Annotated in this window: 14 protein-coding genes; 2 read left to right on the top strand and 12 right to left on the bottom strand. The window is 65.9% G+C overall.

The genetic code is table 11. From position 1 onward, the window contains the following. Nucleotides 1–8: 8 nt before the first annotated feature. The 8 genes from A5634_RS21860 to A5634_RS21825 all read right to left on the bottom strand — a co-directional run bounded on the left by A5634_RS21860 (nt 9) and on the right by A5634_RS21825 (nt 8,399). Nucleotides 9–869: an SDR family oxidoreductase gene (locus A5634_RS21860; RefSeq protein ID WP_065146108.1), complete on the bottom strand. Its 861-nt coding sequence runs from the start codon at nt 867–869 to the stop codon at nt 9–11. A 77-nt stretch (nt 870–946) separates the two neighbouring features. Next, the gene (locus A5634_RS21855) at nt 947–2,386 is read right to left on the bottom strand and encodes an aldehyde dehydrogenase family protein (protein WP_065146107.1); all 1,440 of its coding nucleotides are present in this window, start codon (nt 2,384–2,386) and stop codon (nt 947–949) included. 112 nt (nt 2,387–2,498) lie between these two features. Continuing rightward, the gene (locus tag A5634_RS21850; protein WP_253861814.1) at nt 2,499–3,752 is read right to left on the bottom strand and encodes an MFS transporter; all 1,254 of its coding nucleotides are present in this window, start codon (nt 3,750–3,752) and stop codon (nt 2,499–2,501) included. 180 nt (nt 3,753–3,932) lie between these two features. After that, the gene (locus A5634_RS21845; RefSeq protein ID WP_065146106.1) at nt 3,933–4,862 is read right to left on the bottom strand and encodes an SAM-dependent methyltransferase; all 930 of its coding nucleotides are present in this window, start codon (nt 4,860–4,862) and stop codon (nt 3,933–3,935) included. Then, nucleotides 4,862–5,803: a class I SAM-dependent methyltransferase gene (locus A5634_RS21840; RefSeq protein ID WP_065146105.1), complete on the bottom strand. Its 942-nt coding sequence runs from the start codon at nt 5,801–5,803 to the stop codon at nt 4,862–4,864. Before A5634_RS21840 ends, A5634_RS21845 begins: the two co-directional genes overlap by 1 nt. Continuing rightward, nucleotides 5,800–6,726, bottom strand: a complete 927-nt coding sequence (locus tag A5634_RS21835; RefSeq protein WP_065146104.1) for a class I SAM-dependent methyltransferase — start codon at nt 6,724–6,726, stop codon at nt 5,800–5,802. The genes A5634_RS21840 and A5634_RS21835 overlap by 4 nt, the downstream gene beginning before the upstream one ends. Before the next feature lie 63 nt (nt 6,727–6,789). Continuing rightward, entirely contained in the window at nt 6,790–7,425 is a 636-nt protein-coding gene (locus A5634_RS21830) for a TetR/AcrR family transcriptional regulator (protein ID WP_065146103.1), read from the bottom strand. A 2-nt stretch (nt 7,426–7,427) separates the two neighbouring features. Continuing rightward, nucleotides 7,428–8,399: a pirin family protein gene (locus tag A5634_RS21825; protein WP_065146102.1), complete on the bottom strand. Its 972-nt coding sequence runs from the start codon at nt 8,397–8,399 to the stop codon at nt 7,428–7,430. A 95-nt stretch (nt 8,400–8,494) separates the two neighbouring features. On the opposite strand from A5634_RS21825, the gene A5634_RS21820 reads away from it, so the two are divergent. After that, nucleotides 8,495–9,928, top strand: coding sequence for a chloride channel protein (locus A5634_RS21820; RefSeq protein ID WP_065146101.1), 1,434 nt, complete (start codon nt 8,495–8,497; stop codon nt 9,926–9,928). An 18-nt stretch (nt 9,929–9,946) separates the two neighbouring features. Here the strand turns inward: A5634_RS21820 and A5634_RS21815 are convergent, their stop codons facing one another. Both A5634_RS21815 and A5634_RS21810 read right to left on the bottom strand, forming a co-directional pair. Continuing rightward, complete coding sequence (locus tag A5634_RS21815) at nt 9,947–10,495, bottom strand: Dps family protein (protein ID WP_065146100.1); 549 nt, start codon at nt 10,493–10,495, stop codon at nt 9,947–9,949. 67 nt (nt 10,496–10,562) lie between these two features. Next, nucleotides 10,563–11,477: a DNA-3-methyladenine glycosylase family protein gene (locus tag A5634_RS21810; protein WP_065146099.1), complete on the bottom strand. Its 915-nt coding sequence runs from the start codon at nt 11,475–11,477 to the stop codon at nt 10,563–10,565. A 145-nt stretch (nt 11,478–11,622) separates the two neighbouring features. Here A5634_RS21810 and A5634_RS21805 point away from each other — a divergent pair, with 145 nt between their 5' ends. Then, complete coding sequence (locus A5634_RS21805) at nt 11,623–11,970, top strand: nuclear transport factor 2 family protein (RefSeq protein ID WP_155769653.1); 348 nt, start codon at nt 11,623–11,625, stop codon at nt 11,968–11,970. A gap of 116 nt (nt 11,971–12,086) precedes the next feature. Here the strand turns inward: A5634_RS21805 and A5634_RS21800 are convergent, their stop codons facing one another. After that, nucleotides 12,087–12,467 carry a DUF427 domain-containing protein gene (locus A5634_RS21800; protein WP_065146097.1) on the bottom strand — a complete coding sequence of 127 codons (381 nt, stop codon included), beginning with the start codon at nt 12,465–12,467 and terminating at the stop codon, nt 12,087–12,089. 52 nt (nt 12,468–12,519) lie between these two features. Beyond that, nucleotides 12,520–13,326 carry a class I SAM-dependent methyltransferase gene (locus A5634_RS21795; RefSeq protein ID WP_065146151.1) on the bottom strand — a complete coding sequence of 269 codons (807 nt, stop codon included), beginning with the start codon at nt 13,324–13,326 and terminating at the stop codon, nt 12,520–12,522. Nucleotides 13,327–13,335: the final 9 nt, after the last annotated feature.

Genomic DNA, 13,335 nt, shown 5'->3' with positions numbered 1-13,335 from the left:
GATTACATTTAGAGCTTGAATCCAGCTTTTTGCGCGGCCGACAGGTCGGTGATGACATCCCACTGGGCCGCCACATCCTGCACCGTCGGAGGCGTGTCGAAATTGGCGCCCTCGTTGCCGAACAGCGCAACGTGTTGCACCTTGCCGCCGCCGACGACGAAGACCGATCCGTTGTCGGAATTCTCCTCGGTGCACAGGTAAGCCACCACCGGGGCCACGAACTCCGGCGTCAGCTTCTCCAGCACCTCCTTGGGCATGATGTCCTCGGTCATCCGGGTGGCCGCGATCGGCGCTACGGCGTTGGAGTGGATGTTGTACTTGGCCCCCTCCAGCGCCAGCGTGTTGATCAGGCCCACCAACCCGAGCTTGGCCGCGCCGTAGTTGGTCTGCCCGAAGTTGCCGAACAGCCCACTGGTCGAGGTGGCGACCACCACGCGGCCGTAGCTCTGCTCGCGGAAGTGCGGCCAGGCTGCGCGGATCACGTTGTAGCCGCCGTACAGGTGCACCTTGAGGACGGCGTCCCAGTTCTCCGACGTCATCTTGTGGAAGGTGCCATCGCGCAGGATGCCGGCGTTGCTCACCACACCGTGCACGGCGCCGAACTCGTCGAGCGCCGTCTTGATGATGTTGGCCGCGCCGTCGGCTTCGGCGACGCTGTCGTAGTTGGCAACCGCCCGACCCCCGCCGTCGCGAATCTCGGTGACCACCTGATCGGCCATCGCCGAACCACCGCCGGTGCCGTCGCGGGCGCCGCCGAGGTCGTTGACGACGACGCTGGCACCTTCGCGAGCGAGGGACAGGGCGTATTCCCGGCCCAGTCCGCCGCCGGCTCCAGTCACTACGATGACGCGATCCTGCACTCCAGGCATCAGTTTCCTCTCTGCGGGGCTATCAGGGTTAAGCGCCGGCACCAGCGAGGGCCGGTGCCGGCGGTGTGAATCTCAAGTTAGAACAACCTGCGAGCCAGCTTGAAAGCCCGATCGGTGTAGGGCGGATAGATCATGCTGGAGAAGTCGGGACGCGTCGGCTTGGTCAGCACCGACTTACGGTGGCTGAACTCGTCGAAGCCCCATTTGCCGTGGTAGGCACCCATGCCGGAGGCGCCGACACCGCCGAATGGCAACTTGGCTGTCGACACCTGGAACGCGATGTGGTTGATCAGCATGCCGCCGGCTGGGACCTCTTTGATGAAGCGCTCGCGCGTTTGCTTCGACTTGGTGAACAGGTATGCCGACAGCGGCTTGGCCCGGGCGTTGATGAAGTCGATCGCCTCGTCCAGGTTCTTCACGGTGACTACCGGCAGCAGCGGCCCGAAGATCTCGTTTTGCATCAGCGGTCCGTCCGGAGCGGGATCGACCACCACGGTCGGCTGAATACGCAGCGTCGACGGGTCGGACTTGCCGCCGACGGCGACCTTGGAGGTCCCATCGGCCTCTGCCTCGGAGATGTAGCCGCTCAACCGGTTGAACTGGCGCTCGTTGACGATGCGCATGCCGGTCTGGTCGTCCTTGGAGCGGAACTTGGTGAGGGCGGCGCCGATCTTGTCGACGAGTTCGTCGCGGATCGACGCGTCAGCCAACACATAGTCGGGCGCGACGCAGGTCTGACCGCCGTTGAGGATCTTCAGCCAGGCGATTCGCTTGGCCGCGACGTCGATGTCGCCATCGGCCGCCACGACCACCGGGCTCTTCCCACCGAGTTCGAGAGTGACCGGGGTCAGGTGCGGTGCCGCGCCTTCGTAGACCTTGCGGCCGATCTCGGTGCCACCGGTGAACATGACGCGGTCCAGGCCCTGCGCGATCAGTTCCTGGCTGACCATGCCGTCGCCCTCGATGACCGCCACCGCGTCGTTGTCCAGGTACTTAGGTACCAGCTCTGCCATCAACCGCGACGATGCCGCAGCGAGTTCCGACGGCTTGAGGATGACGGCATTACCGGCTGCGAGCGCGCCGACGGCAGGACCCAGGGTGAGGTAGAACGGGTAGTTCCAAGCCCCGATGATCAGCACGGTGCCGTAGGGCTCGTACTCGACCCAGCCCCGACCGGGCAGCTGCGGCGCCTCTAGCAGCAGGTACTTGCGGCGCATCCACTTCTTGAGTTTCTTGGCCGCGTACTTGGCTTCGCCGGCAGTGGTGGCGATGTCGGCGATGAACGCCTCGACCTGGTTGCGGTCCAGATCTTCGGCCAGCGCAGCGGCGATGGCGGGTTCGTTCTCCTCCATCAACTTCGCCAGTTGGAGCAACTGCCGTTTGCGCCACTCGTAGCTGCGAGTGCGGCCCGTGGCAAACGTCTTGCGCAACCGAGCAACAGTCTCGGCAACGTTCGGTTCGGGCGCGGCGTGCCCGTTGGCGGCGTTTGCAGCCTTTGGCAGGGAATCGGTGGTCATCGTTGTCCTTCCTTCCCGAGGTGCCCGCAGCCCGAAGCGCGCGGTTGCTCGTTGGTGTACCCGCGATCCTAGTCATCTGGTCCTGACAGCAGTAGGACGGCGACAGGAAAGATCAGGACAAGCCACCCGAAATCGGGATCGCGCTGGCTGGCCTTTCGGTCCGAAACATCGGAATCGCGATCACCGCGCCCACCAAGGCGACGGCCGCGAAGGCGCCGAACGCGGTGTGGAAACCCCAGGGCATCAGGATTGCCTGGAATACGAGGCTGCCGATGCCCATGCCGACCCAGAGCACGCACGAGTTGAGCGCAATCGCCTGCCCGCGATTTCCGGGCAGGTCCGTCACGATGCCTACCAGCGGTGGCTGGGTCATGTCGTATCCCAGGGACAGGATGATGATCGCCGATTGCGCTACCACCAACGAGGGTTCGGAGGCGAAAGTCGCCGCGGAAACCCCGGCCACGGCCAGGCCGAGCGGAATGATCCGGGCACGGCCGTAGCGATCAGCCAGCAATCCGATGGCGGGACCAAGCAGTAGCCCCGGAACGCCGTAACCGAGCAGGATCAGTCCCAGTTGCGCTTCGTTGAGCGCAGCGCGCTGCTGTAGGTACACACCGAGCCAGCTGTAGATGCCGGCGTGCAGCATCGCGTTGATCAGCACATAACCGTAGGTCCGCCGGGCTCGCGGAAGCCGCAGCAGCCCGCGGAAACCGGTGACCGCTACGCCCGCCGCGACGGCATTACTGGCTTTCGGGGTGGTGTCCGGAATCAGCCACAGGCTCAGGGTCAGCAGGGCGCAGGCGAAAACGGCGACCAGCGTGAACAACCCACGCCAGCCCAGCAACGGTTCACCTAGTGCCCCGCCCGCCGCGCCAAACGCCGTCCCCCCGGCCATGCCGCCACACATCCAACCCAACACGCGGCCTCGGCGCTGATAGGGCACTAGATCGCCGACGAGTGCCACGCTGATCGGCACCACCCCGCCGGCACCGATGCCGGTCGCCATCCGCAGGACTATGAATTGGCCGACGTCACGGACCAGCGGGGTGACGGCGACCATGGCGACGAACAGCACCAGCGAGACCAGGATGATTCGGCGGCGTCCCCAACGGTCCGACAACGGACCCCACAGCAGCACCATCAGGCCATAGGGCACTAGGTAGGCGGGGACGCCCAACCCGACCAGACCGGCGCTGGCGGAGAATTCGCGGGCAAGGGTGGGTACTAGCGGCGCCACCATGAAGATCTGCGCGAACAACAAGAATGCCGTCGCCGTCGCCAGTGCGGTGATCATCCCCACCGGGGCACCAGGGGGTACCCGGGTGCGTGCCCCGCGGCCGCCGGATATCCAGTCGTGCAGCGACATGGCGCGGTGCGACCGCTAGCTCAGGACGGGAACTTGTAGCCGGTCGGAAATCATCGGACTGTCGAAATCGGCAGTTGCGCTGTCGACGCTCATGCGAGCCTCCCTGACCGGCGGAAACCTAATGTTAACCAACACGTGTCAGATAAGAGAACACTTTTTTTACGTTGCCGTCAGGCCTCGTCAGGCCTTATCGCCGGTCACGAACCCGTTCTGGAACGGCTTGTCATCCTCGGCGTCCGGCGGTCGGCCCAGCCGGATCGACTCCTCGCGTGCGGAGATCGCCGCGGTGTTCCAGCCGTGGGTGCTGAACCATTCGGTCGGGTCGGGCCGTCCTTCGTCGTCGAACCACAGGTCGAAGGGGTCGAACGAGGTGTCCTCGCCGCGCTCTGTACGCCTGGCTCGCAGCTCGGCGAACTTCTGCTGCGCCTCTGCGCGCCGCTCCTCGTCGATGCCGAAAATCTCGACGGCAACACGGCTGCCCGGCCCGCTCAGCGCGTCGATCGCGTCGAACATGGCCTCCTGCGCAGGCCCCGGCAGGAACGGCAACAGACCTTCGGCCAGCCACGCCGTCGGACGGCTGGGTTCGAAGCCTGCGTCGCGCAGCGCTTGCGGCCAGTCGTGGCGCAAGTCGACGGCAACCGGGCGTCGGTCGACGCGCGGTGCGGCACCGTGGTCGGCAAGCGTTTCGGACTTGTAGTCCAGCACCTTGGGCAGGTCGATTTCGTACACGACCGTGTCCGTCGGCCAGTCCAACCGGTAGGCGCGCGAGTCCAACCCGGCCGCCAGCAGGACCACCTGCCGGATGCCGGCCGCGGCCGCGTCGGCGAAGTAGGCATCGAAGAAATGCGTGCGGACGGCCTGGTAGTTGATCATCTGCTGGGAGTCGACGGTGTAATCCGCGTCGTCTTGCGGATCCGGTCCGGCCCACCAGGCGGCCACCTGCTCGCGGACGCCGGCGAGTTCCGGCGTGGAGACCAGCGGTCCGGCGAACTCGTCCCGAATCACGGGGTCGGCGCTGGCGGTCTCGGCGGCCCGGGCCAGCGCGACCATCACCGCGGTAGCCCCGACGCTGGTGGCGATGTCCCAGGAGTCGTCGGCCGTGCGCGGCATTACTGCCGCTCCGCTGTCACAAACTCGGAGAAGGCGTCCTTGTCGTCAGCCATCGGCACGTCGACAACCCAGCGGTCCAGGCGCCGCATCTCATCCGCGGAGCTCTGCGCGGTGGCCCGCCACCCGTGCTCGTTCAGCCAATCGGCGACGGCGGCGCGGTTTTCGTCGCGGTACATCAGCTCGCCCACGTCGATGCTCTCCTCCAGACCGACCTGCTCGGCGATCTTCTTGAACCGCTCCCGCATCTGCTCGCGCCGCTCATCGGCGTGCGATGCGGCCGTTTCGGCGGCGATCCGGCTGCCCGGCGGACTCAGCTCACCGATCTGGGTGAACAAGCGGTCCTGGGCTTCGGCGGGCAAGTACATCAACAGCCCCTCGGCCAGCCACGCCGTCGGTGCCGACGGGTCGAATCCCGCCTCGCGCAACGCGGCCGGCCAGTCTTGGCGCAAGTCGATGGCGACCGCGCGGCGGTCGGCCGAGGGTGTCACATCGTTGTCGGCCAGGGTGGTGGACTTGTACTCGAGCACCTGCGGCTGGTCGATCTCGTATACGACGGTGCCGGCCGGCCAGTCCAGTCGGTACGCGCGTGAGTCCAGGCCTGACGCCAGGATCACCATCTGCCGGATCCCGGCGGCGGCTGCATCGGCGAAGAACGTGTCGAAAAAGTTGGTGCGCACGGCCTGATACCCGCGCATGTGCCGGATCATGGCGGCGGCCTCTTCGTCGAGGGTTTCCACTTTTGCGGCGACGGACGGGTCGAGCATGGCTTCCCACAGCACGCCGGCGTTGGCGTTGGTGACCAGTAGCTTGGCGTAGGGGTCGCGGATCAGCGCATCGGGTTGGTCGGTTTCGACTGCTCGGGCGGCGGCCACCATTACGGCCGTGGTGCCGACGCTGGTGCGGATGTCCCAGGTGTCGTCGTGGCTGCGCAGTGTGCTCATGGGCGTACTCCTCGTATCAACCTGGTGGTGATGGCCTCGTCGACCATGTCATGAGGTACTGGGCGACCCAGCCGGCCCATCTCTTGGTGGTTGTCCACGGTGTGCACCTGCCAGCCGTGGTCGACCAGCCATTGGGCGGGGTCGCAGCGGTCCGGCTCGTGGTAGGTCAGGGCTTCGACGTTGACGTCCAGGCCCAACCGATCCCGCATCCGGTTCCAGCGCTGCTTGTTGCCGGTCACCCGCATGTTGAACGCTTCGACGGCGATCTGGCTGCCTGGCCCGCTCAGTGCGGTGCAAATTTCGAACAACCGGTCTTGGGCATCGCTGGGCAAATAAGCCAACAGGCCCTCGGCCAGCCACGCGGTCGGTTGGGTGGGGTCGAATCCGGCGTCGACCAGGGCGGCCGGCCAGTCGTCGCGCAAGTCCACGGCTACCGGCTGCCGGTGTGCGGCCGGAAGTGCGCCGCGCGAGCCGAGGACCTCCGCCTTGTACTCCAGCACTTTGGGTTGGTCGATCTCGTAGATGTCGGTGCCCGCCGGCCATTGCAGGCGGTAGGCCCGCGAATCGAGGCCGGCGGCAAGGATCACCACCTGCCGGATGCCGACCCCCGGGCCAGTGGCAGCGGCGAAGTACTCGTCGAAGAAGTGGGTTCGCACGGCCTGGTAGTCGCAGCCGATCCGGTGCAGCCGTCGGCCATGCTCGTCACCGTCGAGCCAGGCGATCTCGGGGTCGGCCAGCCGGGCCCAGGCCGCACCCGCCGAGGACACCAAAACCGCGGCGAACTCGTCGCGAATTAGCGGGTCCGCTCCGGCGGTTTCCACCGCGCGCGAGGCGGCGACCGCCAATGCGGTGGCGCCGACACTTTCGGTGATCAGCCAACTGTCGCCAGCCGTGCGCAACGAGGGCGAGTCCAGATCAGTCATGACCCGACCATGCTACCTAATAAGTTAGGCAAGCTATACGCTCTGTGCGCCAGGTCACCGCCCTCAGACCGGGGACCTCCACAGGGTCCCCGCGATCAGCTTGCGCAGCGTGCCGAGGATGTTCTCGACTTCCTGGTAGCTGCCGACAAACCCGGCATAGAACCCGACACCGCACAACATCAACAGAAGCGCCTCGGCCAGCGCCGCGGCGTCGGTGCCGGAGTCGAGCTCCCTACTTTCGATGGCTTCGCTGACGGCCCCGAGTAAGAAGTCGCGGGTGGTCCGCACCGGGTCGTTCTCGGTGTGACGCAGTTCGGGATGACGCTGGGATTCCAGCACTGCGGTGGTCAAGAACGCCGCGGTGGACGGGTTTTGCGCGTCTGCCTCGAGTGCCACGCCGATATAGGCAGCCAGCTTGCCGGCCAGGGTAGGCACGCCACTCGCCCGCTCGATTCCAGTGCTGACGACGAGTTCGTGGGTGAGGTCGGCCACCTCTGCATACAGCACCCGTTTGCTGGAGAAGTAGTGGTTGATCGCGGGACGGGTCAAATCGGCACGCAGGGCGATCGCTTGGAACGTCGCCCCGTCATAGCCGCGCTCGCTGAAAACCTGCCTCGCAGCGCGCACGATCCGCTTGCGCGTCTCATCAGCTTTTGCTGCGGGTGGGCGCCCCGGCCCGCGACTTGCCACTTGCGGCATTACTAGAGTGTGCCACCGCCACGGTGCGGCGTTAAACCGTTCTGCGGGATGCTACGAAACTTGCCAGCTTGGTAGTCCTCCAGGGCCTCGATTACCTCGGCGCGGGTGTTCATCACGAATGGTCCGTAGTGGAATACCGGCTCCCTAATCGGACGACCGCCCAGCAGCAAGACGTCCAGCGGCCGGGTGTGGCCGGGCCGGGCAGCGACGGTGATCCGGTCACCCGGGCCCAGTACGACCAGTTGACCCTGTTTGACGGGGTGGCCGACGGGCCCGACGGTTCCTTCTCCGGACAACACGTAGACCAGGGCGTTGAAGTCGCGGTTCCACGGAATGTTAAGCCGCGCACCGCTTTCGACGGTCGCGTGCGCCATGGTGATGGGGGTGTGGGTGACGCCCGGTCCGCGCCGGCCATCAATCTCGCCGGCGATTACGCGGACCAGCGCGCCCCCGTCCTCGGATGACAACAACATGACGTCGGCACCTTCGATGGCTTGGTAACGCGGTTGGGCGAACTTGTCCCGCTTCGGCAGGTTCACCCACAACTGGATGCCGTGGAAAATTCCGCCGGAATTTACCATCTCGACGGGCGGGGTCTCGATATGTAGAATGCCCGATCCCGCGGTCATCCATTGCGTGGCGCCATCGCTGATCAGCCCGCCCCCGCCGTAGGAGTCCTGGTGGGCGAACTTTCCGTCGATCATGTACGTCACGGTTTCGAAGCCGCGGTGGGGATGCCAATCGGTGCCACGGGGTTCGCCCGGTTCGTATTCCACCTCCCCCAGCTGGTCCATGTGGATGAACGGATCCAGCGCGGCGGTGCTTACCCCGGCGAATGCGCGAACCACCGGGAACCCCAGGCCTTCGTAGCCGCGGGGACCGGAGGTGATGGTTCGGACGGGTCGTTCGGTGTCTGCCGGGCCGGGCGGACCGACTCGCGGCAGCGTAAGAGTGTCTGCGGTAATGGCGGGCATTTTGACCTCCTGAATACGAGTTACCCGTATAACCGGACCACGGTCCGATTATTCCGCGCAGGCGCCGGCACTCCCGTGACTGCTAACTTCGGACCATGCCCGAGGAGCCCGAGGAGGCACCCCTCGAGGCGTCCGGCGGACGATTCGGCGCCTCGATCAGGAATGCGGGCTACCTGCCTAAGTGGCTAATCCTGGGTGTCACGATCGGCGCCATATCCGGGCTGGGCGCAGTCATCTTCTATCTGGCGTTGAAGTACACCGGTGACTTTTTGCTCGGCTACCTGGCCGGATACCACGTCCCCACCCCGTTCGGCGAAGGTGGCAGCCGCGGGTCCGCCGGCTTCGTTCGCCCATGGGCGATTCCGTTGGTGACGACGGGCGGAGCGTTGCTCTCGGCGGTCATCGTCGCCAAATTCGCGCCGGAGGCCACCGGGCACGGCACCGACGAGGCGATCGAAGCGGTACACACCGATCCGCGCGCGATTCGCGCCCGCGCCGTGTTGGTCAAGATGGTGGCCAGTGCGCTGACCATCGGCTCAGGTGGGTCGGCCGGACGTGAGGGCCCGACGGCTCAGATCTCGGCAGGATTCTCCTCGCTGCTCACCCGCCGACTTGGGCTCAGCGACGAGGACGGGAGGGTCGCCGTCGCGCTCGGCATCGGCGCAGGCATCGGCGCGATCTTCGCCGCACCACTGGGCGGGGCGGTGCTGGCCGCATCGATCGCCTACCGCGACGACTTCGACTACCGCAGCCTGCTGCCCGGCTTCATCACCTCTGGGACGGCGTACGCGGTCCTCGGCTCGTTTTTAGGGTTCGAGCCGCTGTTCGGCTACATCGATGCCGAGTACCGCTTCGAGCGGGCCGCACCGCTGTTGTGGTTCGCGGTGATCGGTGTGGTCGCGGTGGCCGTCGGTTACGTGTACGCGCGGGCCTTCCATGTGACTGTGGCGCTGTTCAAGCGGCTGTCCGGCGGGCCGATCCTCAAGCCCGCGTTGGGCGGGCTGCTGGTTGGGTTGTTGGGCCTGCTGATTCCGCAAGTTCTGGGTAGCGGCTACGGCTGGGCACAACTGGCCGCTAATCGCGAAACGCTGCTGAGTATCCCGCTGTGGATCATCGTCATACTGCCGATCGCGAAGATCGCGGCCACCTGCCTGTCCATCGGCTCTGGCGGATCCGGCGGTCTGTTCGGTCCCGGAATTGTCATCGGCGCCTTTGTCGGAGCTGCTATCTGGCGCCTCGGCGAACTGGCCGGGCTGCCGGGTATCCCCGAGCAGCCCGGCATCTTCGTGGTCGTCGGAATGATGACGTGTTTCGGCAGCGTCGCCCGCGCTCCGCTGGCGATCATGATCATGGTTGCGGAGATGACGGGTTCGTTCTCCGTGGTACCCGGCGCGATCCTGGCGGTCGGCGTCGCTTCGTTACTCATGTCCCGAACGAACGTGACGATCTACGAGGCACAACGGCTCAACCGAGAAGCCGCGGAAGCCGAACGGGCACGCCGGACGGCTCAGACCGACGGGCCCGCTTGAGCACCCGCGCTGGGCGAATCAGGATTTTCCGCGGACGGTTTCCGCGGCGTCCTTTTCGCTCGTCGCGCCCGCATGGGCGAGCTTGCCGCCCGAACTCTCCAGGTGGGCACGGACGAACCACTGGAACTTCTCCAAGCTGCCCGCCTGACCGATCAGCAGGTCCTGGGTGACCTGGTCGAGTTCGTCGGTCTCGTCGATGGCTTTGCGGATGTCTTCGATCACGCCGGTGTAGACCAGATCCAACGCGGCCAGGTGCGCCTGGACGGTGTCGCGGCCCACCGAGTAGTCGTCCCAGTCACGGTCCTCGATGATCGCGCTCGGCGTGCCTTTTGGCGAAGCGCCAAGGGCCGCAATCCGTTCGGCCACATCATCGGCGAAGGTACGTACCGCGTCCACCTGCGGGTCGATCATTTCGTGAACACCAATGAAGTTGGGGCCCACCACATTCCAGTGGATGTGCTTGAGTGTCAGATGCAGGTCGTTGTATGTGCTCAACTGGCGCTGTAGCAATTCGGCGAGCCGCGCGCCCTGCTTGTCGGTGAGTCCCGGAATGGTGAACTGCGTCATCAGTTTCCCCCTGAAGTTTTCGCTTTGTGTCCTCCAGGCGTGTACCCGATGAGCCAGGGGCTAACCCTTACAGCTCGTGTATCTGCTGCACCGCAAGGCGGGGACCGCGACGCGGTTCGTAGGCCAATCCGCTGGCTTCCAGTACGCGGACCACCCGGTGCCGGTGCGGAGCCATCGGCTGCAGCAACTCGAGCATGCCGGCGTCGTCGACGGGTCTTCCGATCAAGGTCCAGCCGATCATCTTGGGGACGTGGTAATCGCCGACCGACAGCGCATCGGCGTCGCCGAACGCCCGCTGCGCCGTCTCGGCAGCCGTCCACACGCCCACGCCCGGCAGCGACATGAGCGCTTCCCGAGCCCGGTCCGGCGGCACCGCGACCAGTCGCTCCAGCGACGAGGCCCGCCTGGCGCACACCACCACAGTCTGAGCCCGACCGGGGTCCACGTTGGCACGGTGGAACTCCCAGGACGGGATGTGTCGCCAGGCGTCGGCGGACGGCGGCACCCGCATGCCGTCGGGGGCCGGCCCGGGTGCTGGCGTCCCGTATTTGGTCACCAACACGCGCCAGGAACGAAAGGCATCGGCCCCCGGCACCCGCTGCTCGATGACCGCCGGAATCAGCGCCTCCAGCACCTGGCCGGTGCGGCCCAAGCGCAGATGGGGGACCTTCCGATGGGCGTCTGCTACCACCGGGTGCTGCGGCCGAAAAGACGAGGCGTCGTCGTCGCAGCCCAGCATGGCCGGAAACACTTCGACGAACTCCTCGGCACCCGTGCCCCACGCCTCGCACTGCGCCGCGTCCCGTCCGGCGCGGGTGATCCGCGCCGTGACGGGCCCGCTGGGCAGCAGGCACGCGCGCCAGATCGCGCCATCGCCGGATATTCGGAAACACGGGTCCCCGAAACCGCGCCGCCATGGCGCCAACGTGTGGCCGAAGCCGCCGGCTCCGGGGAACGTGACGGTTCGCGCGGCGGTCTTCACCTGGACCAGTCTGCGCTCTGGCACCGACGGCCATTTGCCCCCGATCTGTGTTGCGAGACAGGATGGCCTAGTGAGGACCCAGTGAGGACCCAGTGATGACGCCGTGACGACGCCGTTTGACGACCCGCAAGCCGAACTGGCATGGATGTTTCTGCAGAGCATGTGCGAGGGCGGCGACCTCGACGAGGGGTTCGAACTGCTCCGCGACGACTTCAGCTACTGGAGCATCGTCAGCCGGGAGGAATGGGACAAAAAGACGATGCGTCGGGTCATCGAGCGGCGCAAACAAGTCTTCGAGGTCAACATCGATCTGCGCCGTTGCGTCAACGAGGGCGAAACGGTGGTCGTCGAGGGCCAGGTCTACGGCGCCACGGCGGACGGCACCGAATACGACAGCCCGTTCGTGTGCATTTTCGACACCCTGGACGGCCTGATCGTGTCGCTGCGCGAATACACCGACACCCAGGCGATAGCGAAGGTCTACCCGGCCTAAGCCCCCGTGGTGATCGCAAGCGCGGCGCAGCCGGGCGCCGCGGGTCACCACCATTAAGCCGCGTGATCGCAAGCGCGGCGCAGCCGGGCGCCGCGGGTCACCACCATCAGGCCCCGTCAGGCCGAGCCGACGCTGATCTCGGCCTTGTTCGGGTAGAACGCCACATGCCCAGCGATCGCGGCGACCGCGGGATAGGGCTGCTCGTAGGTCCAGATCACGTCTTGGACGGTGTCGCCGGCCGTGGTGGTGACGCTGTAGTAGCTGGCGTCGCCTTTGAACGGGCAGTATGTGCTGGTATCGGTACGGGTCAGCCGTTCTTGCGCTACATCCGCCAACGGAATGTATTGCACCAACGGCAAACTGGCTTCCTGCAGTCCCAGCGCCGAAGTGGTGTCAGCAACGAGTTCACCGTTGATCCGAACTTGGACACGCCCCCGCGTCGGCTCGATGGTGATCGGATGTCCGGCGTTGGGTTCCTTGATTTCCGGGTGGGTCATTTGTCACCTCTTTCTCGAAAGGTTCAACGCTCCCCGACGAACGGCATTCCCGTCAGAAGGCATAACGGTGATACTGCGCCATCATGCGCAAGGCCGGCAGCTTGGCCATCGCCCGGCCGGTCCAGCGGGCCGCCGGTGCCACTCGGTCGAAGGTTTCGCTGTCGAACACCGATTCCCACGCCAACAGACGTGTGCCCGGGACGGCCTCGAGAATGTCGGCGGGCCGGTCGATCCCCCACCGCAACGTCGAACCGGACCGGCGGACCACGGAGTTGACCACCTGTATGCGGATCCCGAAGGTGTTGAAGGCGTCGAATTGCAGTTCACCGCAAGGGAATCGGTCCACCACGCGACGCAGCAGCGATAAGCCGTCAGCCTCGGTCAGGTACATCGTCAGCCCCTCGCCGAGTAACAGCGTGGGCCGGTCGGCTGGCACGTCAGCCACCCAGTCTGGATCAGTGACCGACGCCGAGACCATCCGGTAGTTGTCCCGGTCGGGATAGACCTGCCGGCGCAACTCGATGACTTCCGGATAGTCGATGTCCAGCCATCGCACACCGGGTCCCGGATTCAGGCGATATATGCGGGCGTCGAGACCGCAGCCGACGTGCAACACGGTGGCCTGCTCGTGTACGGCCAGGAACTGCCGGGTCCAGTTGTCGAAATGGGCGGTACGGATTGTTACCGACGGCGCCCGACGCGCGGTGATTGACGTTGCGATCCAGTCGTAATCGAGGCGCGCCACGGCGGCTTTCGCGTAACGGTCGTTAAGAATCGGCTTGCGCGCGTCGGCGTCGAGCGCTTTGGCGTACAGGGTCGCGAGCATCGTCTGGGGTGGCCCCGTCAGGTCGACATGCACGCGTTCCAC

This window comes from Mycobacterium asiaticum (assembly GCF_001673365.1).
GTDB classification, from domain to species: domain Bacteria; phylum Actinomycetota; class Actinomycetes; order Mycobacteriales; family Mycobacteriaceae; genus Mycobacterium; species Mycobacterium asiaticum_A.
Note: the sequence above shows the minus strand (reverse complement) of the source record. Positions and strands in the feature narration are given on the sequence as shown.

What these genes read in the sequence shown, in the direction of transcription:
- A5634_RS21860 (WP_065146108.1), bottom strand. Translation starts at nt 869, where the DNA reads ATGCCTGGAGTGCAGGATCGCGTCATCGTAGTGACTGGAGCCGGCGGC.
- A5634_RS21855 (WP_065146107.1), bottom strand. Translation starts at nt 2,386, where the DNA reads ATGACCACCGATTCCCTGCCAAAGGCTGCAAACGCCGCCAACGGGCAC.
- A5634_RS21850 (WP_253861814.1), bottom strand. Translation starts at nt 3,752, where the DNA reads ATGTCGCTGCACGACTGGATATCCGGCGGCCGCGGGGCACGCACCCGG.
- A5634_RS21845 (WP_065146106.1), bottom strand. Translation starts at nt 4,862, where the DNA reads ATGCCGCGCACGGCCGACGACTCCTGGGACATCGCCACCAGCGTCGGG.
- A5634_RS21840 (WP_065146105.1), bottom strand. Translation starts at nt 5,803, where the DNA reads ATGAGCACACTGCGCAGCCACGACGACACCTGGGACATCCGCACCAGC.
- A5634_RS21835 (WP_065146104.1), bottom strand. Translation starts at nt 6,726, where the DNA reads ATGACTGATCTGGACTCGCCCTCGTTGCGCACGGCTGGCGACAGTTGG.
- A5634_RS21830 (WP_065146103.1), bottom strand. Translation starts at nt 7,425, where the DNA reads ATGCCGCAAGTGGCAAGTCGCGGGCCGGGGCGCCCACCCGCAGCAAAA.
- A5634_RS21825 (WP_065146102.1), bottom strand. Translation starts at nt 8,399, where the DNA reads ATGCCCGCCATTACCGCAGACACTCTTACGCTGCCGCGAGTCGGTCCG.
- A5634_RS21820 (WP_065146101.1), top strand. Translation starts at nt 8,495, where the DNA reads ATGCCCGAGGAGCCCGAGGAGGCACCCCTCGAGGCGTCCGGCGGACGA.
- A5634_RS21815 (WP_065146100.1), bottom strand. Translation starts at nt 10,495, where the DNA reads ATGACGCAGTTCACCATTCCGGGACTCACCGACAAGCAGGGCGCGCGG.
- A5634_RS21805 (WP_155769653.1), top strand. Translation starts at nt 11,623, where the DNA reads ATGTTTCTGCAGAGCATGTGCGAGGGCGGCGACCTCGACGAGGGGTTC.
- A5634_RS21800 (WP_065146097.1), bottom strand. Translation starts at nt 12,467, where the DNA reads ATGACCCACCCGGAAATCAAGGAACCCAACGCCGGACATCCGATCACC.